The sequence below is a fragment of the Streptomyces sp. NBC_00005 genome (assembly GCF_045160215.1).
GTDB lineage: Bacteria > Actinomycetota > Actinomycetes > Streptomycetales > Streptomycetaceae > Streptomyces.
This window is the reverse complement of record NZ_CP108316.1, coordinates 3,625,599-3,645,643: the sequence shown is the minus strand read 5'-3', so window position 1 is coordinate 3,645,643 and position 20,045 is coordinate 3,625,599. Positions and strand designations below refer to the sequence as shown.

The 20,045-nt window shown below is 71.7% G+C and carries 15 protein-coding genes; 10 read left to right on the top strand and 5 right to left on the bottom strand.

Translation table 11 applies throughout. The annotated features are described in order from the left end of the window. Positions 1–44: 44 nt before the first annotated feature. The 3 genes from OG303_RS16655 (at position 45) to cimA (ending at position 4,670) form a co-directional block, all read left to right on the top strand. Positions 45–1,340 carry a hypothetical protein gene (locus OG303_RS16655; protein ID WP_405869167.1) on the top strand — a complete coding sequence of 432 codons (1,296 nt, stop codon included), beginning with the start codon at positions 45–47 and terminating at the stop codon, positions 1,338–1,340. Between the two features lie 131 nt (positions 1,341–1,471). Further along, the gene (locus OG303_RS16650) at positions 1,472–2,758 is read left to right on the top strand and encodes a TolB family protein (RefSeq protein WP_405869166.1); all 1,287 of its coding nucleotides are present in this window, start codon (positions 1,472–1,474) and stop codon (positions 2,756–2,758) included. A gap of 307 nt (positions 2,759–3,065) precedes the next feature. Then, a complete protein-coding gene (gene cimA, locus OG303_RS16645) occupies positions 3,066–4,670 on the top strand; it encodes a citramalate synthase (protein WP_405869165.1) in 1,605 nt (534 codons plus the stop codon). A gap of 10 nt (positions 4,671–4,680) precedes the next feature. Here cimA and OG303_RS16640 read toward each other — a convergent pair whose 3' ends face one another. Together OG303_RS16640 and OG303_RS16635 are read right to left on the bottom strand one after the other, a co-directional pair. Beyond that, complete coding sequence (locus tag OG303_RS16640; protein WP_405869164.1) at positions 4,681–5,178, bottom strand: hypothetical protein; 498 nt, start codon at positions 5,176–5,178, stop codon at positions 4,681–4,683. Positions 5,179–5,213: 35 nt separating this feature from the next. Continuing rightward, positions 5,214–7,079, bottom strand: a complete 1,866-nt coding sequence (locus tag OG303_RS16635) for a lectin (RefSeq protein ID WP_405869163.1) — start codon at positions 7,077–7,079, stop codon at positions 5,214–5,216. Positions 7,080–7,204: 125 nt separating this feature from the next. On the opposite strand from OG303_RS16635, the gene OG303_RS16630 reads away from it, so the two are divergent. Beyond that, positions 7,205–10,216: a glycoside hydrolase family 3 protein gene (locus tag OG303_RS16630; protein WP_405869162.1), complete on the top strand. Its 3,012-nt coding sequence runs from the start codon at positions 7,205–7,207 to the stop codon at positions 10,214–10,216. A 58-nt stretch (positions 10,217–10,274) separates the two neighbouring features. After that, entirely contained in the window at positions 10,275–11,630 is a 1,356-nt protein-coding gene (locus OG303_RS16625; protein WP_405869161.1) for a hypothetical protein, read from the top strand. A gap of 22 nt (positions 11,631–11,652) precedes the next feature. On the opposite strand, the gene OG303_RS16620 is transcribed toward OG303_RS16625, so the two are convergent. Further along, positions 11,653–12,093 (bottom strand): MarR family winged helix-turn-helix transcriptional regulator, encoded by a 441-nt coding sequence (locus OG303_RS16620; protein WP_405869160.1) that lies wholly within the window; start codon positions 12,091–12,093, stop codon positions 11,653–11,655. A 62-nt stretch (positions 12,094–12,155) separates the two neighbouring features. On the opposite strand from OG303_RS16620, the gene OG303_RS16615 reads away from it, so the two are divergent. Beyond that, positions 12,156–13,220: an FUSC family protein gene (locus OG303_RS16615; RefSeq protein ID WP_405869159.1), complete on the top strand. Its 1,065-nt coding sequence runs from the start codon at positions 12,156–12,158 to the stop codon at positions 13,218–13,220. 159 nt (positions 13,221–13,379) lie between these two features. Here the strand turns inward: OG303_RS16615 and OG303_RS16610 are convergent, their stop codons facing one another. Next, positions 13,380–14,048 carry a response regulator gene (locus OG303_RS16610; protein ID WP_405869158.1) on the bottom strand — a complete coding sequence of 223 codons (669 nt, stop codon included), beginning with the start codon at positions 14,046–14,048 and terminating at the stop codon, positions 13,380–13,382. Continuing rightward, positions 14,045–15,190: a sensor histidine kinase gene (locus tag OG303_RS16605; protein ID WP_405869157.1), complete on the bottom strand. Its 1,146-nt coding sequence runs from the start codon at positions 15,188–15,190 to the stop codon at positions 14,045–14,047. Before OG303_RS16605 ends, OG303_RS16610 begins: the two co-directional genes overlap by 4 nt. A gap of 135 nt (positions 15,191–15,325) precedes the next feature. Here OG303_RS16605 and OG303_RS16600 point away from each other — a divergent pair, with 135 nt between their 5' ends. From OG303_RS16600 to OG303_RS16585, 4 genes are all read left to right on the top strand, one after another. Further along, positions 15,326–16,261 (top strand): ABC transporter ATP-binding protein, encoded by a 936-nt coding sequence (locus tag OG303_RS16600; RefSeq protein WP_405869156.1) that lies wholly within the window; start codon positions 15,326–15,328, stop codon positions 16,259–16,261. Next, positions 16,258–17,790, top strand: a complete 1,533-nt coding sequence (locus OG303_RS16595) for a DUF1349 domain-containing protein (protein ID WP_405869155.1) — start codon at positions 16,258–16,260, stop codon at positions 17,788–17,790. The genes OG303_RS16600 and OG303_RS16595 overlap by 4 nt, the downstream gene beginning before the upstream one ends. Further along, the gene (locus OG303_RS16590; protein ID WP_405869154.1) at positions 17,787–18,554 is read left to right on the top strand and encodes an ABC transporter permease; all 768 of its coding nucleotides are present in this window, start codon (positions 17,787–17,789) and stop codon (positions 18,552–18,554) included. Before OG303_RS16595 ends, OG303_RS16590 begins: the two co-directional genes overlap by 4 nt. 131 nt (positions 18,555–18,685) lie before the next feature. Then, positions 18,686–20,038 carry an MFS transporter gene (locus tag OG303_RS16585; protein ID WP_405869153.1) on the top strand — a complete coding sequence of 451 codons (1,353 nt, stop codon included), beginning with the start codon at positions 18,686–18,688 and terminating at the stop codon, positions 20,036–20,038. Positions 20,039–20,045 lie beyond the last annotated feature (7 nt).

Below are 20,045 nucleotides of genomic sequence, written 5' to 3'. Positions count from 1 at the left end.
GACCAGCCCAGTGCAATGAAAACGACCAACCACGGGGGAACACCATGCTCAGGAGCAAGTACCGCGCCGCCCTGGCGGTCACCGTTCTGGCCGTCACGCTCGGGGGCGCCGCCACGCTGCCCGCGACCGCCGCGCCGGCGCCCAGGCCGCAGACCGAGCGGGTCACGCTGACGGGGACGGGGGAGCAGGGCAACGAGAACGCGTACGGACCGCAGTTCAGCGCGGACGGCCGGTTCGCGGTCTTCTCGGCGTACGCGTCCAATCTGGTGCCGGGCGACACCAACGGGAACTCGGACGTCTTCGTGCGCGACCTGCGCAAGGGGACCGTCGAGCGGGTCAGCGTCGGTCCGGACGGCGCCCAGGCGGTCGGCGGCGAGTCGAACGCGCAGGCCATCAGTGCCGACGGGCGGTACGTGCTGTTCAGTTCCAACGCCAGGAACCTGGTCCACTGGGACAACCCGCCCACCAACGAGGCGGCCCAGGACATCTACCTGCACGACCGGCGCACCGGCCGCACGGAGCGGATCAGCGTCGCCCTCGACGGAGGTTCCGCCTTCACGGCCGCCGCCACCATGTCGCCGAACGCCCGCTACATCGCCTTCAACGCCAAGGCCGACCGAATGGAGAAGGACCCCGGTGACCTCTTCGGGATCGTGTACCTCCTCGACCGGCGCACCGGCACCGTGGAGCGGATCAGCAACCGGGACCGTCCGGACAACCCTTCGTTGCTGCAGGGGCTGAGCGACGACGGCCGCTATGTGGCGTACACACAGCTGGTGCCGCGCAGCTCCAACGGGCGCACCTGGGTGCACGACCGCCGCACCGGCACCGAGGAACAGGTCAACGTCAAGCCGGACGGCACCCCGGCCCAGCGGTACGCGATGCCCGCCTCGCTCTCCGCGGACGGCCGCACGATCGCCTTCGAGTACTGGGGCGAGGAGGAACTGGTCCCGGGTGAGACCCCCAGCAGCGACTCCACCGCCTACGTCCGCGACCTGCGCACGGACGTCACCCGGCGCGTCAAGGCCGGTCCCGCCGGCGAGGACCGCGTGAGCGAGCCCGTGCTCAGCCCGGACGGCCGCTACGTGGCCTACCTCGCCGAGCCGCGGCCGGCGGACGGACAGTCGGGGCCGGACAACGTCTACCTCCGCGACCTGCGCACCGGCTCCACCCGCCTGGTCAGCGAGTCCGCCACCGGCGAGCCCGTCACGGACGAGTCCGTGGCGATCTACACGGTGAGCGCGGGAGCCCGGCGGATCGGCCTGGGCAGTTACTCCAGCCAGCTCGTCGCGGGCGACACCAATGGCCACTACGACGGCTTCGTCCGCCGTATGCGCTGAAGCCGAGTCCGAGGCCGAGGCCTGGGTGTCCTTTCGGCCTCGGCCGTACCGGCATCGGCATCGGCTGAACTCGACCCGCATCCAAGGCACTTGCATCCAAGGCACTTGCAAGGAATCCAGGGGGGATTTCCATGCGCCTCGTAAGACGCAGCACCGTCCTGGCAGCCGCCTGCCTCGTGGCCGCGCTCGGAGGTACCGCCCTCCCGGCCGCCCACGCCGACTCCGCCCCGTCCCGGACCTCCCGGGTGAGCGTCGCCACCGGCGGACACGAGGCCGACGGCGCCTCCTCCACCCCGGCGATCAGCGCCGACGGCCGCTACGTGGCCTTCGTCTCGGCCGCCGACAACCTGGTCCGCGGCGACCGGAACGACACCGCCGACGTCTTCGTCCGCGACCTGCGCACGGGCCGTACCCAGCGGGTCGCCGAAGGCCCGGCCGAGGATCCCGCGATCAGCCCGGACGGCCAGTACGTGGTCTTCGCCACCAAGGCCGCGCTGGTCCGGGGCGACGACAACGGCCTGGACGACATCTACCTCGTCGACCGCAGAACGCACCGGACGGAACGGATCAGCACCGGCCACGCGACCGAGCCGCCCCGCGCCGAGTTCAACCACGAGCCCGCCGTCAGCGCGAACGGCCGCTACGTCACCTACAGCACCGCGGCCTCGGACGCCGCACCCGGCGACACCAACGGCCGGGACGACGTGATCGTGCACGACCGCAGGACAGGGAAGGACGAGCTGGTCCAGTACACGACCGACGGCGCCCTCGGCGACAGCGACGCCTTCCAGGCCTCGCTCAGCGCCGACGGCCGCTACGTCGTCTTCACCACCGCCGCGCAGCTGGACCCGGCGCACGAGTGGACCCACGGCACGAACGTGTACGTGCGCGACCGGGCCGAGGGCACCACGGAGCAGGTCAGCATCCCCACCCGCCACGTCATCAAGGAGGGCTCCTTCGGCCCGTCCATGAGCGCCGGCGGCCGCTGGGTCGCCTTCTCGTCCAACGTGAACAACCTGGTGCCGGACGACACCAACAAGACGACGGACGTGTTCCTCTTCGACCGGAAGGAGAAGACCACGCAGCGGGTGAGCATCGCGGCCGACGGCACCCAGTCGGACGGCCGCAGCGACGGCGTGAGCCTCAGTGCCGACGGCCGCCGCCTCGCCTTCGTCTCCAGCGCCGACAACCTGGTGCCGGGCGACACCAACGGCGTCGCCGACATCTTCCTCAAGGACCTGAAGACCGGCGCCGTCGAACGCGTCAGCCTCGCGGCCGACGGCAGCCAGTCCGACGGCCCCGCCGACGCCGTGTCCCTGAGCGCCGGCGGCCGGGCGGCCTTCTCCTCCACGGCCACCAACCTCGTCCCCGGCGACGGCAACGGGGTCGCCGACGTCTTCGTCCGGCACCTGCGGTGATCAGCACAGTGCTCGCATCCTGAGACGGACGGTGAGCGCGCGGGCGGTCTGTGCCAGACTGCCCCCGTGCTCTCGTTCGCCATGATTATTGGCAGCAGGCGCGCCGGTCCGCAGTGACCGCCACGTACGACCAGGTACGGGCGGACACCGTCGTCCTCGACCCGCGCGCAGACCTCTCGCACCCGCGAGGGGTTTTTCGCTTTTCTGGCCCACCTTCAGCCGGGAGCAAAGCGCGAGGGACCATTGGGGGACGGTGGAGCCGGTCATTCCGGTAACGACCGAGATCCAACACAGGAGCCTTGACACCATGACCGAAACCAGCGAGCTCGACGATTCGTTCCACGTCTTCGACACGACCCTGCGCGACGGTGCGCAGCGCGAGGGCATCAACCTCACCGTCGCGGACAAGCTGGCCATCGCACGGCACCTGGACGACTTCGGCGTGGGCTTCATCGAGGGCGGCTGGCCCGGCGCCAACCCGCGGGACACCGAGTTCTTCGCCCGCGCCCAGCAGGAGATCGACTTCAAGCACGCCCAGCTCGTCGCCTTCGGCGCGACCCGCCGGGCCGGCGCGAAGGCCTCCGAGGACCCGCAGGTCAAGGCGCTCCTGGACTCGGGCGCCCAAGTGATCACCCTGGTCGCGAAGTCCCACGACCGGCACGTCGAACTCGCCCTGCGCACCACGCTGGACGAGAACCTGGAGATGGTCCGCGACACCGTCTCCCACCTGCGCGCGCAGGGCCGCCGGGTGTTCGTCGACTGCGAGCACTTCTTCGACGGCTACCGGGCCAACCCGGAGTACGCGAAGGCCGTCGTACGGGCCGCCTACGAGGCGGGCGCCTCCGTCGTCATCCTCTGCGACACCAACGGCGGCATGCTCCCCGCTCAGGTCCAGGCCGTCGTCTCGACGGTCCTGGCCGACACGGGCGCCCGGCTCGGCATCCACACCCAGGACGACACGGGCTGCGCGGTCGCCAACACCCTCGCCGCCGTCGACGCGGGCGCCACCCACGTCCAGTGCACGGCGAACGGCTACGGCGAGCGCGTCGGCAACGCGAACCTCTTCCCGGTCGTCGCCGCCCTGGAGCTCAAGTACGGCAAGAAGGTCCTGCCCGAGGGCGCGCTGCGCGAGATGACCCGTATCTCGCACGCCATCGCCGAGGTCGTGAACCTCACGCCCTCCACCCACCAGCCGTACGTCGGTGTCTCGGCCTTCGCCCACAAGGCGGGCCTGCACGCCTCGGCGATCAAGGTCGACCCGGACCTGTACCAGCACATCGACCCCGAACTGGTCGGCAACACCATGCGGATGCTGGTCTCCGACATGGCGGGCCGCGCCTCCATCGAGCTCAAGGGCAAGGAGCTCGGCGTCGACCTGGGCGGCGACCGCGAGCTGGTCGGCCGGGTCGTCGAGCGGGTCAAGGAGCGCGAACTCAGGGGCTACACCTACGAGGCGGCGGACGCCTCCTTCGAACTGCTGCTGCGCGGCGAGGTCGAGGGCAGGCCGCTGAAGTACTTCGAGGTCGAGTCCTGGCGTGCCATCGTCGAGGACCGCCCCGACGGCATCCACGCCAACGAGGCCACGGTCAAGCTCTACGCCAAGGGCGAGCGCATCGTCGCCACCGCGGAGGGCAACGGCCCGGTCAACGCCCTCGACCGCACCCTGCGCGTGGCGCTCGAGAAGATCTACCCCCAGCTCGCCAAGCTCGACCTCGTCGACTACAAGGTGCGCATCCTGGAGGGCGTCCACGGCACGCAGTCCACGACCCGCGTCCTGATCTCCACGTCCGACGGTGCGGGCGAGTGGTCCACGGTGGGTGTCGCGGAGAACGTCATCGCGGCGTCGTGGCAGGCGCTGGAGGACGCCTACACGTACGGGCTGCTGCGGGCCGGGGTGGAGCCCGCGCAGTAGCCGCGTCGATTCAGCAGGAGTCCGCGGCGCGCTTCTCGAACGCGCCGCGGCTCATCGCCCGGCCGTCGGCCCAGACCTGGCCGGGCTTCAGCTTCGCGATGTTCTCCGCGGAGAAGTCGGCGATCCCGTTGTAGGAGTCGCCGGTGACGTAGTGGCCGAAGGTCAGCGAGTAGTGGTGCTTCGGCAGCAGCCGCTGGGCGCCCCGGTGCCGGGCCTTCCAGTCGGCCGGCGGTGAGAACAGCGGGAAGTCGGCGTCCCCGCGCAGCTTCTCCTGCTTCACCTCCCAGCCCGTGGTGCTCGCCCCGTTCCCGGCGGCCCCGGCCCACCCGTCGAGCGACGGCGTCCGGTAGTCGTCGTCCCCGCACGGCCGGATCAGCGCCCAGGCCGACGCGTCCGCGGCGACCCGCACGCCGGCGAGCGGCAGATCGACGGCTCCACACCCGGTGAGCGTCAACACCCCACCGACGACACCCACCACGGCAACCGCCGCCACCCCCGCACGCCGCATGCCCCGCCCCCCCCACCGGCGGGACCCGGCCCGCCCTACTGCAACCGCCACTTCTGGTTGGCAGCCCCCGTGCACGACCAGATCTGCGCCCGCGCCCCGTTCGCCGACGAGTTGTCCGTCACGTCGAGGCACTTGTTCGTGGCCGAGTTCACGACATCACTGGTCGAGGCGTTGTACGACCACTGTTGCGCACCGGTTCCATTGCAGTCGTACAACTGCACCTTCGCCCCGTCGGCGGTCGAACCCGACGTCACGTCAAGGCACTTGCCGAGGGCCCGTACCGTGCCGTCCGTCTGTACGGTCCACTGCTGGGACGAGGAGCCGTTGCAGTCGTAGACCTGCACCGCCGTACCGTTCGCGCTCGAACCGCCCGCCACGTCCAGGCACTTGCCGGCCAGGCCGACGAAGGACCCCGACCGGTTGCCCCCGTCCGTCTGCGTCCCCGACCACGTGAACGTCGCCGACGTCTTCCCCGGCAGGGAGTAAGTGGCGTGCTGCGAACCCCAGTTGATGGTCACCGTCTTCGCGGCGGTCCCGTCGTTGTACGCGATCAGCGCCTTCGAACCGTCCGGGTTGCGCCACGCCACGTTCGGCACGGTGGTGGAGGCCGTGGACGCGATGCGCTGGGCTCCCGGCCGTACGAACTTCGTCAGGTGGCCCATCGTGTAGTACTCCACCGTGTAGTCGACGGTCCCGCTCGCCCCGTCCCCGTCGTGCACGGTGATCAGGCCGGTGCAGGTGCCGCAACCCCCGTTGTGCGGGCCCATGTTCTGGTCCACGGCCAGCGACCACTTGGTCACCGACTTCGCCCAGTTCCGGGTGTAGTCGACGATGTTGAGCATGTCCTCGCGCTGCTGGTTCGCGATCCACGTCCCGCCCGAGTGCTCGGTGCCGAACGCGTCCAGCTGCGGGTACTGGTTGTGCACGGACGTCTGCTTGCCGACGTCACCGCCGTAGCCGTGCCAGGCGATCCCGCCGAAGTTGGGGTGGTCGCGCACCGCCGCGTCGTCCACCGTCTGTGCGGCGTAGGAGTCGTAGGTGTCCCAGTTCCAGTCGTGCGCCAGGACCTTGGTGGACAGGCCCGCCGCCTGCAGCTTCGGCAGCAGCTCGTTCTTGGTGAAGTAGGCAAGGCCGGACGCGTTCCAGCTCATCGACGGATAGCCCGAGCAGCACGTCGGCTCGTTCTGTGCCGTCACGTACGAGACGTCGACGCCCTGATCCCGGTACGCCTGCAGGTACTTCACGAAGTACGAGGCGTACGCCCCGTAGTCCTCCGCCTTCAGCCAGCCCCCGTTGAGCTGCCCGCTGTCCTTCATCCAGGCGGGCGCGGTCCACGGCGAGGCCATGACGGTCAGGGACGGGTTCAGCTGGAGCGCCTGCTTCGTCAGCGGGACGACGTCCGCGAGGTCGTGCGCGATCGAGAACCGGGACAGGGAGGGATCCGTCTGCCCCGCCGGCACGTCGTCGTACGTGTACCCGTACCGCGCCAGGTCCGAGGCGCCCATCGGGTTGCGCAGGAACGACAGCCCGATCCCGTCCGTCGGCGAGAACAGCTTCCGCATCGTCGCGTCCCGGGTCGTCTGCGAGAGCGCCCCGCTGCTGTTCATCAGCCAGGCCGCGGTGTCCGTGAAGGACGCGCCGCCGCCGGTGAAGCTCTGGTACCGGGTGTTCTCGTCGACGGTGATGTTCTCACCGCCGCCCCCGGTGCCGGACTGGAAGGCGAACGGCGCCTGCTGCTGCAGGCCGCGGACCACGTGCCGGCCGCCGGCGTCGTCCGTGGTGGTGAGCCAGGCGGTGACCTGCTCGCCGGCCGCGTGAGCCGGGGGTACCGCTGCCGTGACACCGACCGTGGAGAGCAGCCCGGCCAGCAGCAGCCGGAGTGCGTGGGGGGATCTCCTCATGGTGCGTCGCCCTTCCTGACGAGACGTCTTGACGGGTCTGCGGGCCGCTAGTTAACTCACGACGTGATCTAAGTCATGAGTGAACTGTGTGAGCCAGAGTGAACCAGAGAGCCGAGGGAAGGTCCATGCCAAGAACCGCCCTGCTCGTCTCCACCACCCTGTTCGCCGCGCTGCTGTCGCCGACCGTGTCCCAGGCGGCCGACGACCCGGCCCCGGTCCCCGTCGACCGCTTCGAGGGCGAGGTCCCCTTCGCCTCCCAGCCCGCCGAGGGCATCTTCACCTGGGGCAGCGACAACGACGACCCACCCGCGCTCCAGCTGACCCCGCGCAGCGATGCCCCCGAGGGCGAGAAGGTGCTCACCGGCACCTACGACATCAGCGGATACGGCGGCTTCACCCACGACTTCGCCGCGAACGAACCCGCCCACGACTGGTCCGCCCACAAGGGCATCCGCTTGTGGTGGGACGGCCGGGACAACGGCAGGAAGGTCGCCTTCGAGATCAAGGACGGCGGCGCGAACGGCGAGGCCTCTGAACTGTGGACGACCTCCTTCACCGACGACTGGACCGGTTGGAAACAGGTCGAGATCCCCTTCACCGACTTCGCGTACCGCACGGACTACCAGCCCGTCGGCGGCATCGACCACGTCCTCGGCCTCACCGGGATGTGGGGCTACGCCGTCACCCTCCCCGTCGGAGTGCAGGGCCAATTCGCCATGGACGACGTGGAGTTGTACGGCAAGGCCGACCAGTGCCTGCGCGCCTCCGTCACCACTGACACCACCGTCCACCCGGTCGAGGAGGGCGGCACGGCCGCGGTGAAGGTCACCGTCGCCACCACCGGCTCCGCCCCGATCGACGACCCGGTGACCGTCGCGTACGAGACGACCGGCGGCACCGCCGAACCCGGCAAGGACTACACCCCGGTCGCCGGAACCCTCACCTTCCCCGCCGGTACGGCCTCGGGCGCGACACGGACCATCAAGGTCCCCACCCTCAAGGACAGGGCGGCCGAACCCGCCGAGACCGTTCCCCTCAAGCTGACCGTCACCGGCGCCAAGCCCCCCGCCGAGACCCCGCTGGTCGTCGTCGACGCGCACGGACTGCCGTATCTGGACAGCAGGTTGCCGGTGAAGAAGCGCGTCGCCGACCTCGTGGGCCGCATGTCCCTTCAGGAGAAGGCCGGCCAGATGACCCAGGCCGAGCGTGGTGCGATCGGCGAAGGGGGCGACATCGCCACCTACGACCTCGGCTCACTGCTCTCCGGCGGCGGCTCGACACCCATGCCCAACACCCCGGCGGCCTGGGCGAAGATGATCGACGGCTTCCAACTCCGGGCGCAGGCAACCCGGTTCCAGATCCCGCTGATCTACGGCGTCGACGCGGTGCACGGCCACAACAACCTGGTCGGCGCCACGATCATGCCGCACAACATCGGCATCGGGGCGACCCGCGATCCCCGACTCGCCGAGAAGGCGGGCGCGGTGACCGCCTCCGAGGTCCGGGCCACCGGCGTCCCCTGGGACTTCGCACCCTGCCTCTGCGTCACCCGGGACGAACGCTGGGGCCGCTCCTACGAGTCGTTCGGCGAGGACCCGGCGCTCGTCGAGTCCATGGAGACGGTGATCCAGGGCCTCCAAGGAGCCGCGAACGGCAAGGACTTGAAGGACGACGACAAGGTCCTCGCCACCGCCAAGCACTTCGTCGGCGACGGCGGCACCGAGTACGGCTCCTCGACCACCGGCACGTACACGATCGACCAGGGCGTCACCAAGGTCACCCGGCAGCAGCTGGAGGCCGTCCACCTGGCGCCGTACGAGACAGCCGTCGACCGTGGCATCGGCACGGTCATGCCGTCCTACTCCTCGCTCGACATCCTCGGCGACGGGCAGGGCCCGGTGAAGATGCACGCCCGCGCCGACATGATCAACGGCGTGCTCAAGGGCCGTATGGGCTTCGACGGCTTCGTGATCAGCGACTGGAACGCCATCGACCAACTCCCCGGCGACTACGGCTCCCACGTCCGTACGGCCGTCGACGCGGGCGTCGACATGATGATGGTGCCGTACACCTACAAGGACTTCGGCGCGACGCTCGTCGACGAGGTGGAGGCCGGTCGCGTCAGTGAGAAGCGGATCGACGACGCCGTGTCCCGCATCCTCACGCAGAAGTTCCGGCTGGGGCTCTTCGAGAAGCCGTACGCCGACACGAGCGGCGCCGCGAAGATCGGTTCCGCCGCGCACCGGGCCGTCGCCCGGCAGGCGGCCGCCGAGTCGCAGGTCCTGCTGAAGAACGCCGGCGGTGTCCTGCCGCTGAAGATGTCGCAGAAGGTCTATGTCGCCGGGTCCAACGCCGACGACATCGGCAACCAGTCCGGCGGCTGGACCGTCACCTGGCAGGGCTCGTCCGGGAACATCACCCCGGGCACGACCATCCTGCAGGGGATGAGGAACGCGGGCGGCGACGTCACCTACTCCAAGGACGCGTCGGCCCCGCTGAGCGGCTACGACGTCGGCGTGGTCGTCGTCGGCGAGACGCCGTACGCCGAGGGCGTCGGGGACGTCGGCAACGGCAACGACCTGGAGCTGTCCGCCGCCGACAAGGCCGCCGTCGACAAGGTGTGCGCGGCCATGAAGTGCGCGGTGCTGATCGTCTCCGGGCGCCCCCAGCTGATCGGCGACCGGCTCGGCGCCATCGATGGCCTGGTCGCCTCCTGGCTGCCGGGAACGGAGGGCGACGGCGTGGCCGACGTGCTCTACGGCAGGCGGCCCTTCACCGGGCAGCTCCCCGTCACCTGGCCGAAGACGGAGGCCCAGCTGCCGGTCAACGTCGGCGACGCCGCGTACGACCCGCAGTTCCCGTACGGCTGGGGCCTGACGACGCTGACGAAGGCGCCGGCGGGCGGCGCGGCCACGCTGAAGGCGCTCGGCATCGCGGCCGCGGTGGCGGAGCGGGCGGGAGCCGAGGAGGCGGGCCGTGCGCTCGTCACCAAGGCGCGGCTGATCGTCCAGCAGAAGGTGGGCGAGCACCTCACGGCGGCGGTGGCGAAGCCCTTCGCCGACGCGGACCATCTCTCGCTCACCGGGCGGTACGGAGCGGCGGTGGAGAAGCTGAGCGCGGCCTACCGGGCTGCCTGAGACAAATCCGCATCTCTGCGGATGCCCGGTTTTGGGAGGCTTCGGGTAGCTTCGAAGTATGAAGTCCGTCGTACGGACCCGAAGCCTTCCAGGGCTGCTCGCGGCCCTGGTGCTCGCCGCGCTGACCGTACTGGCGGTGGCCCCCTCGCCCGCCTCCGCGGCCACCAGCGTCTCGACGATCGCCGACGCCCTCCGCAAGAGCCCCGTCTACGTCGACCCGGCGGCCTCCGTCCAGCTGTCGTCCGCCGAGGCCGACGCCCTGGCCAAGCAGATCAAGGACGCCGACAAGCCCCTCTTCGTGGCGGTCCTGCCCGCCGGGCAGCCGACGACGAACCTCTTCGAGAACCTCCGCACCGCCACCGGCATCACGGGCCTGTACGCGATCCGCCTCGGCGACCGCTTCGACGCCCGCGCCGACGCCTCCGTCCTGCCGCCCACCGCCGTACAGAACCTCGTCACCAGCGTCCAGGGCGAAAAGGACGCCAAGACCCAGCTGGACGACTTCACCAGCAGCGCCCTCACCAACATCGGCGGTTCGGCCCCGTCGAGCTGGGACTCCTCGTCCGGCGACAGCGGGGTGTCGTCCACGGCGCTGATCACCGTGGGCGCGGTGCTGGTGGCCGGCGGCGCGGGCACCTTCGCCCTCGTCCGCCGCAACCGGCGCCGCAGGGCCGAGGAGCAGCGGGCCGCGCTGGAGCAGCTGCGGGTCGTGGTCGACGAGGACATCACGGCCTTCGGCGAGGAGCTGGACCGCCTCGACTTCCATCCGGGGGAGGCGGGCGCCGACGACGCCATGCGCGCGGACTACGAACGCGCGCTGGACGCCTATGAGAAGGCGAAGTCGGCCATGGCCGAGGCGGGCAAACCCGAGGACGTGCGAGCCGTCACCGAGGCCCTGGAGGACGGCCGCTTCTCGCTGGCCCAGCTCGCCGCCCGCCGCGAGGGCGGCCCGTTGCTCGAACGCCGTCCGCCCTGCTTCTTCGACCCGCGCCACGGCCCCTCCGTCGCCGACGCCACCTGGACGCCCCCGGGCGGCGCCACGCGCGAGGTCCCCGTCTGCGCGGCCGACCGCACCCGCCTCGCCGACGGCCGCGACCCCGTCATCCGCGAGGTCGACACCGCATACGGCCGACGCCCCTACTGGGACGCGGGCCCGGCCTACGGCCCCTGGGCCGGCGGCTACTTCGGCGGTGGCCTCCTCCCCGGCCTCCTGGTCGGCACACTGCTCGGCAGCATGATGGCCGGCCCGTCGTACGCGGCCGACTACGGCTCCGGATACGGCGACTTCGGCGGCGGTTACCAGGGCGGCGACACCTCCGGCGCGGACTTCGACTCCGGCGACTTCAGCGGCGGCTTCGGCGGCGGCGGGGGAGGGGACTTCGGGGGCGGCGGAGACTTCGGCGGAGGCTTCTGACTCCCCTACGGGGACGGGCAGTTCAGGCTTCGTCGGAGGTGTCCGGTGTGTCCGCCAGCCGCTCCATCAGTGCGCCCGCCAGCTCCAGCACTCCCCGTTCCGTCGCGTTCAGCGACGCCAGCGCGCCGGCCAGCCACGCGTCGCGCTCGGCCATGTCCCGCTCCAGGGCCCGGCGCCCCTCCTCGGTCAGTGACAGCACGGACCGCCGCCGGTCGGCCGTGCCCGGCGCGCGCACGACCAGCTCCTCCGCCTCCAGTTCCGCGAAGACCCGGGTCAGCGACTGCGGGCGCTGCCGCTCGGCCGCCGCGACCTCACCGGGCGTGGACGGCCCGTGCCGGTGCAGATGGCCGAGCACGGACAGCTGGTTGGGGCTGAGACTTCCGTCGGCGCGCTCGTGCCGCAGCCGACGGTTGAGCCGGACGACACCGCGACGGATCCGGGCGGCTTCGGAAAGGTGCTCCATGGCAATGATCGTACGCGAATACTTACTACCTTGGCGCGGACAATGGCCGTAATATCAGGTGAGTGACCGCAAAACTGATACGCAACGCGTACGAAGCGGCTCTGACCATGACCGCGGTGCTGCTCTGCTGGGCCGTCGCGCTGGCGCTGGAGGACGCCGCCGGTCTCCACACCGACGTACTCGTCCTCGCGGTCGCCCTGACCCTCACCCTGGCCGCCTCCCAGCGCACCGCCGATGTACGCCGCCGGCTCACCGCGCTCGTGGTGCTGCCCGTGACGGCGGGCGCCTCGGTCTTCCTCGGCCGCCTGATCGCCTCCCACTACGCGATCGGCGCCGCCGTCTTCACGGCAGGCATCTCGCTGGCGATCTGGATCCGCCGCTACGGCACGGCCGCCACGAAGGCCGGCACCCTGCTGACCCTCCCGCTCGTCGCCCTCCTCGTCGTCCCCGGACCCGCCCTGCCGCGCGAGGCGCAGAGCGGGCTGGTGACCTGGTTCTGGTCGGCGCTGATCGGGGCGCTGGCCTGCGGCTTCGTATGGCTGGTGCAGGGGGTGGGGGACCGGTTCGGGCCCTGGCGTGCACAACCGGCCCCCGAGCAGGCGCCACGCCGCTCCCGGCTCCACCCCCGGCCCAGTACGCGCATGGCCCTCCAGATGGCGGCCGGTATCGCCACCGCCTTCGCCCTCGGCCACCTGCTCTTCGACGACCACTGGCCCTGGGTCGTCCTCACCGCGTACGTCGCCGCCAGTGGCAACCGCGGCCGGACCGACGTACTGCGCAAGGGAGCCGAGCGCCTCGCCGGGGCGACGCTCGGCACGCTCCTGGCGGCCGGCGTGGCGGCGGCCGGCCTCTCGGGTCACGCCTCCGTGGCGCTGATGTTCGCCGTGCTCACGGTGGCGCTGTGGCTGCGCCCCCTCAACTACGCCTACTGGGCGGCGGGCCTGACCTGCGCCCTCTCCCTCCTCCTCGGCTACTTCGGCCAGGACGCCCAGAACCTGCTCCCGACCCGACTCGAAGGGATCGCCGTCGGCGCGGTGCTGTCGGTGGCGTCGGCGTGGTGGCTGCTGCCGGTGCCCCGGAGACGAGCGGCGGCGGCACGGCTCGCCGTACGGCCGAGTGAGGGTTGAAAGGGGGTTGTCCGGCCGATGTCCATCGGTCGGCCGGGCCATGCCCACACCCGGCACGCGCAACGCCCGCGGCGAGGGCCGGGTTCGGGTCGTGCCGACCGCGGCCCAGTTCGACAGCATCGAGCGCGCCGTCCGGCAGGCCTGCGCGGGCTGACGCGGTCAGCCCGTCCGGGGTACCACCAGCCCGCTCTCGTACGCCATCACGACCGCCTGCGTACGATCGCGCAGTCCCAGCTTGGACAGGATCCGGCTGACGTGTGTCTTCACGGTCTCCTCGCCGACGTGCAGGCGCTCGGCGAGCTCCGGGTTGGACAGCCCCTCGGCGAGCAGCCGCAGGACGTCGGTCTCGCGCGGGGTGAGTGCCGCGAGCGTGCTCTGTGTGGGGGCCTTGGGGCGGATCCGGGCGAACTCGGCGATCAGCCGCCGGGTGATCGCGGGCGCGAGCAGCGCCTCACCGGCGGCGACCACCCGCACCGCCTCGAAGAGCCGTTCCGCCGTCACGTCCTTGAGCAGGAACCCGCTGGCCCCGGCGGCGAGGGCGTCGTACACGTGCTCGTCGAGGTCGAAGGTGGTGAGCACCAGCACGCGCGGCGCGTCCGGCCCCTGCAGCAGGGCGGTCGCCCGGATGCCGTCCATGACCGGCATGCGTACGTCCATGAGGACGATGTCGGGCAGCTGCTCCCGGCACACGCGCACCGCCTCGGCGCCGTCGTGTGCGGTGCCGACCACCGTGAAGTCGGGCTGGGTGGCGAGGAGTCCGGCGTACCCGGCGCGGACGACCTCGTGGTCGTCGGCGACGACGATGCGGATGTCCGCTCCCGCACTCACGCCGGCGCCTCCGACTTGACCGGCAGCCGCGCCTCGACCAGGAAGCCGCCACCGGGGGCGGGACCGATGTGGAGCGTGCCGCCGACGGTCGCCGTACGCTCGCGCATGCCGAGCAGCCCGTGCCCGGGAGAGCCGGATGCCGCGGGCCCGGGCCCGTTGTCGCGCACGCGCACCGCCAACTCCTCGGCTCCGTAACGGAGTTCCACGTCCACGGCCGCTCCCGGCGCATGCCGGCGCGCGTTGGTCAGCGCCTCCTGGACGATCCGGTACGCGGTGACCTCGATGCCGGGGTCGAGCGCGGCCACCGGCCCGCTGACGATCAGCCGGGTGCGCGAACCGGCCGCGTCCCGCGACTCGTCGAGCAGCTCCAGGAGCTGGCCCAGCCCCGGCTGCGGCCTGCGCCGCACACCGGTGTCCGTGCCCTGGGCGTCTTCCCGCAGGACGCCCAGCAGCCGGCGCATCTCGGTCAGGGCGGTGCGCGCGGTGTCCCCGATGGCCAGGAAGCGGGTCGCGCCCTCGGCGGGCAGACCGGCCGTGGTCAGCCGTGCGTTCTCCGCCTGCACGGCGATCATCGAGATGTGATGGGCGACGACGTCGTGCAACTCCCTTGCGATACGGGCCCGTTCACCCCGCGCCGCATGTTCGAGGAGGGTGTCCGCGAACGCCCGCTCGGTCGCGCTGTGGGCGAGCGCGGTGGAGCGCACCTGCTGCGCGATGCCGGTCGCCGCCGCGGCGGCGGCGAACGTGGCGACGAGGACGGCGGCGACCTGGGTGGTCGGGTGGTCACTGACCAGGGCGGTCACGACGTACGGCACGACGAGGACACCGCCGAGCCGCGTCCACCCCGCCCGGACGAGCACGTACACACAGGTCAGCTGTGCCACGGCCGCGGCGACAGTGAGCGACCGGAACGGCACGAGCGCCAGCACGCAGGCGCCGCTCAGACCGAGCGCGGCCGCACCCCGGGCGACCCGCTCGGACCTCAGCACCAGGGCGAGCGGCAGGGGCGCGGCGACGGCGAGCAGCAGCACGGCGGCGAGACCGCTGCGCGGGCCGATGTGCGGACCGCTGCTGCGGACGAGTACCTCGCAGACGGAGAGCCCGGCGAGAACAGCGGGCAGCGACCGCACCCACTTCGTCACCGCCACCGCCCCCTCGGCTCGCCCATCGGGCCATCGGGCCATTGTGCCGAGCCCCACCCCGGACAGCGTCCCCCACGTGAGGGACCTCCCCGGCGTGACGACACCCGCGCGCCCCCGCCCCTAGCCTCCCTCACCATGAGCGACGCAACCATCGAAGTCCGCAACCTGCGCAAGCGGTTCGGCCGGACCCTCGCGGTCGACGGCCTCTCCTTCACGGTCGAGCCCGGCACGGTCACCGGCTTCGTCGGTCCCAACGGGGCGGGCAAGTCCACCACTTTGCGCACCGTCCTCGGCCTGGACGCCCCCGACGAGGGCGAGGCGCTCATCGGCGGCCGTCGCTACCACGCCCTGCGCACCCCGTTGCTGGAGGTCGGCGCCCTCCTGGACGCCGCCGCCCTGCACCCCGCCCGCCGCGGCCGCGACCACCTCCGCTGGCTGGCCCATTCGCACGGCCTGCCCATGCGCCGGGTGGACGAGGTCCTCGAACAGGTCGGCATGGAGTCGGCGGCCCGCAGAAGGGCCGGCGGCTACTCCCTCGGCATGCGCCAACGCCTCGGCATAGCCGCCGCGCTCCTCGGCGACCCCCCGGTCCTCATCCTCGACGAACCGGTCAACGGCCTCGACCCCGAGGGCATCCAGTGGATCCGCACCCTCCTGCGCCACCTCGCCTCCGAAGGCCGCGCGATCCTGGTCTCCAGCCACCTGATGAGCGAACTGGAGGACACCGCCGACCACTTGGTGGTCATCGGCCGCGGCCGCCTGATCGCCGACAGGGCGGTGTCCGACCTCCTCGCCGCCGCGTCCGGCGACCGCGTCAGGCTCCGCACCGAAGCCCGTACGGAGGCGATGGAACTCCTCGCCCGCGAGGGCGCCACCGTCGCCGTGACCGACCGCGACACCCTCGCGATCACCGGACTGCCCGCCCGCAGGATCGTCGAGCTCCTCGGCGACGCGGGTGTCCCCTTCGCCGAAGTGGGCGCGCATCGCGCCACCTTGGAGGAGGCGTACATGGAACTCACCCGCGACGCGGCGGAGTTCACCTCCACCCCCGACGGCGAGGTGACCCGATGACCGCCCCCACCGTCACCCCGTACCGCTCCGGACTCCACCCGACCCGAGCCGGCTTCCTCCACCTTCTGCGCGCGGAGTGGACCAAGTTCGTCACGGTCCGCGCCTGGCCGCTGGTCCTCGTGGTCGCCGCCGCCGTGACGGTGGTGATCTCCCAGCTCGGCGCGAGCGGATCGGTCACGAGTGGCTTCGAACACCCCACCCTCGCCCCCGACGGCACAGTCGTCCGCGACTCCTTCCACTTCACCCACCGCCCGCTGACCGGCGACGGCACGGTCACGGTCCGCGTCACCGCCCTGAAGAGCGGCAACGGCAAGGCGGCGGAGCCCTGGGCGAAGGCCGGGCTCATCCTCAAACAGAGCCTGCAGGCGGGCGCCCCGTACGCGGCGGTCCTGACCACCCCCGACCACGGCGTCCGTACGCAATGGAACTTCACCCACGACACCGCGGGCGGCCCGAGCGACCTCACGACCGCACCGAGTTGGCTCCGCCTGACGCGCACGGGCGACCACGTCACCACGTACGCATCGCGCGACGGCCACGAGTGGCACAAGATCAAGGACGTACGACTGAAGGGCCTGCCGCGTACGGTGCAGATCGGCGCGTTCGTCGCGACCCCCACCCACGAGAACCTGCGGCGTTCCTTCGGCGGCACCAGCGAGACGGCCGACGGGGGAGTGGCGAAGGGAACCTTCGACGACCTCACTCTCAGCGGCACTTCGCCGACCCCGAAATGGACGAGCACGGATGTCGGCAAGGGCACCCCGAACGGCCCGACCCCCCAGGACGCCGAGCCAGGCACCACGCGCGTGTCCGCGACCGGTGTCTACACACTGACCGGCCGCGGTGACATCGCCCCGGACGAAACCCTCGGCGACACCGTCCAGATGAGCTTCCAGGGAATCTCCGTGGGCGTCCTGTTCATGGTCGCGCTGGGCGCGCTGTTCGTGACGGCCGAGTACAAACGGGGCCTGATCCGTACGACGTTCACGGCGACGCCCGGCAGGCGGAAGGTGCTGGCCGCGAAGACCCTGGTGATGGCCGGAGCGACCTTCGCCGTCACCCTCCCGGCCACGGCACTGGCCTTCACCCTCGCCCAGTCCACCCTGCGCGACAACGGCTTCGAGCCCCCCGCCTTCCCCGACCTCTCCCTCCTGGAGAACCCGGCACTGCGCGCGATCACCGGCAGCGCACTGCTGCTGTCCCTGGTGGCGGTCCTGGCGCTGGGGCTGGGAGCCCTGCTCCGCAACACGGCAGGGGCGATCGCCACGGTGGTGGTCCTGATGATCCTCCCGCAGATCCTGTCCTTCGCCCTCCCCCTCCCGGTCGGCCAGTGGCTGCTGCGGGTGACCCCGGCGGCGGCGTTCGCGATCGAGCAGGGAGTGACCCGCTACCCGTTCGTCAAGAACAACTGCCTCCCGGAGAGCGGTTGTTACCCCCTGACCCCGTGGAACGGCCTGGGCGTCCTGGCCGCCTACGCGGTGGCTGCCCTGCTGCTGGCGGCCTGGAGCCTGCGCAGGAGGGACGCATGAGGCCCCTCCACGCCGAGTGGACGAAGCTCCGCACGCTGCCGAGCACATGGTGGCTGCTGGCAGCGACCGTGATCCTGACGGTGGCGGTGGGAGCGGCGGCGGCCGCTTCGCTCACGTCCCGCGTCTGCCCGTCCCCCGAGGCCTGCCACGAGGACACGGTGAAGCTCAGCCTGACCGGAGTCTGGCTCGGCCAGGCGGCCTGCCTGATCCTGGGCGCCCTGTCGATGGGCGCGGAGTACGGCTCCGGCACCATCCGTACGACGGTGACCGCGATGCCGGTGAGGTGGCGAGTCCTGCTGTCGAAGGCAACCGCCCTGTCCCTCCTGACCGCCGGGGCAGGGGTCGTGGCGACCCTGCTCTCCCTCTGGACGGCCGGCCTGATCCTCCCGACGAACGGCTTCGAGTCGCCGAGCCTCACGGACGGCCCCACCCTGCGTGCCGCGGCCGGCTCGGTTCTCGTGCTGACCCTGGTGGCCGTGCTGGGCCTGTCGGCCGCGACGCTCCTGCGGGACTCGGCAGGAGCGATCACCGTGGGCCTCGGCCTGCTCTACGTCGTCCCGCTCCTGGCGAACGTCCTCCCCTCACCCACCTGGCAACAGCGCGTCCAGCGCTGGTTCCCCATGCCGGCGGGCCTGTCCGTCCAGGCGACGAAGAACCTGGCCCGCCTGCCGATCGGTCCGTGGCCGGGGCTGGGCGTCCTGGCGGCCTACGCGGTGGGGCTGTTGGCGGTCGGGGCAGTGCTGTTCAGGGCGCGGGACGTGTGACGGGGTGCGCGGGCGGTCCAGGTGGTGTACAGCCTCCGGCCGCCCGCGCTACGGTCCCGGACAGAATCGGGCCCGTCGGCGCGCTGGTGGCTGGGTAGCGCGTCTCCTCGACATGCCCGACGGAGACATCGGTGTCGTACCGCTCCCTGCCGCGCGTCGCAGGCGTGGGCTTCTTCCCCCTGGGATTCCTGGCCCGCCTGCCGTACGCGTCCTCGGCCCTTTCCACCCTCATCCTTTTTCAGGCCTCCACCCACAGCTATGCCTTCGCCGGCCTCGCCAGTGCGACGCAGAACATCGCGATCGCCGTCGGTGGCCCGGTGGTCGGCGCTCTCGCCGACCGCCACGGCCATCGGACCGTCGGAGCCCTTGCCGCACTCGCCAACTTCGCCGCCTGGGCAGCCCTGTTGGCCGCGAGCCACGGCAGCCGGGCGAGCATGTTCGCCGCCGCCGCTCTGGTGGGACTGACCCAGCCCCAGGTCGGACCGCTCGTGCGGGTGCACTGGTCCCGTCTCCTGCGTGACGGCGGTGAGGACCGACTCCTGCCCTCGGCCCTGTCGTACGAGGCGGCCGCCGACGAGACGAGCTTCGTCGCCGGTCCCGCGGTCGTCGGGCTGCTGGCGTCGGTCGGCCCGCTCGCACCCGCCGTGGTGACCATGTGCCTGACCGCCACCGCCACCCTTCCCTTCGCCCTGACATACGCCCACCGGGACACGCCCCGTGAGCCCTTGCCGGAGCACCGCAAGCCGCAACTGCCGTGGCGCGCACTGGCGGTGATGTTCCTGGCGATGGCCGCGATGGGTGCGGTCTTCGGTGCGGTCCAGACGGCCGTCACCGTGTACGCCGCCACGATCGGGCAGCCCGGCGCCTCGGGGCTCGTCTACGCCGAGTTCGGCGTCGGCAGCGCCCTGGCCGGCGCGGCCTGCGCCTGGCTGCCCCACCGGTTCTCCCTCCGCGCGCGCTACGTCACCTTCGCCGCGACGCTCTGCGCCGGCATGGTGACGCTGTTCGTCGGCGCGCGACTGGTGTCCGTGCCCGCCGCCGTCGCCGTGGCGAGCCTCACGGTCGCGCCCTACATGATCAGCCTGTACGCCCTGACCGAACGGCTCGCCCCCGCCGAACGTGCCGCGGTCGCCATGACCGTCCTGTGCGCCGGCGGCCCCCTGGGCGCGGCCGCCGGACAGGCCGTGTCCGGCGCCCTCGCGCAGGCCCACGGCACCGAGGGCGCCCTGCTGGTCGCCGTCGCCGGCGCGACCGGTGCACTCCTGCTGGCGCTCTGCGCGGCGCCTAGGGCCCTTCTGACGGATCTCCGCGGCGTCGCGACGCCCGGCACGCACTCCCTCACTGCCTCAAGGGCGTGGGGGGACCCCCAGCCGCACGGTGCGAAGGGCCAGGTGGCTCCGCCACATGACCCTCCACGCCGCACGCCGATCGCACGCACCGAACGCCGCTCCTTCTTCCACGGAGATCCATCAGAAGGGCCCTAGACTCGAA

Excerpts from the sequence above, each read along its gene's own strand:
- OG303_RS16655 (WP_405869167.1), top strand. The coding sequence starts at position 45 with ATGCTCAGGAGCAAGTACCGCGCCGCCCTGGCGGTCACCGTTCTGGCC.
- OG303_RS16650 (WP_405869166.1), top strand. The coding sequence starts at position 1,472 with ATGCGCCTCGTAAGACGCAGCACCGTCCTGGCAGCCGCCTGCCTCGTG.
- cimA (WP_405869165.1), top strand. The coding sequence starts at position 3,066 with ATGACCGAAACCAGCGAGCTCGACGATTCGTTCCACGTCTTCGACACG.
- OG303_RS16640 (WP_405869164.1), bottom strand. The coding sequence starts at position 5,178 with ATGCGGCGTGCGGGGGTGGCGGCGGTTGCCGTGGTGGGTGTCGTCGGT.
- OG303_RS16635 (WP_405869163.1), bottom strand. The coding sequence starts at position 7,079 with ATGAGGAGATCCCCCCACGCACTCCGGCTGCTGCTGGCCGGGCTGCTC.
- OG303_RS16630 (WP_405869162.1), top strand. The coding sequence starts at position 7,205 with ATGCCAAGAACCGCCCTGCTCGTCTCCACCACCCTGTTCGCCGCGCTG.
- OG303_RS16625 (WP_405869161.1), top strand. The coding sequence starts at position 10,275 with ATGAAGTCCGTCGTACGGACCCGAAGCCTTCCAGGGCTGCTCGCGGCC.
- OG303_RS16620 (WP_405869160.1), bottom strand. The coding sequence starts at position 12,093 with ATGGAGCACCTTTCCGAAGCCGCCCGGATCCGTCGCGGTGTCGTCCGG.
- OG303_RS16600 (WP_405869156.1), top strand. The coding sequence starts at position 15,326 with ATGAGCGACGCAACCATCGAAGTCCGCAACCTGCGCAAGCGGTTCGGC.
- OG303_RS16595 (WP_405869155.1), top strand. The coding sequence starts at position 16,258 with ATGACCGCCCCCACCGTCACCCCGTACCGCTCCGGACTCCACCCGACC.
- OG303_RS16590 (WP_405869154.1), top strand. The coding sequence starts at position 17,787 with ATGAGGCCCCTCCACGCCGAGTGGACGAAGCTCCGCACGCTGCCGAGC.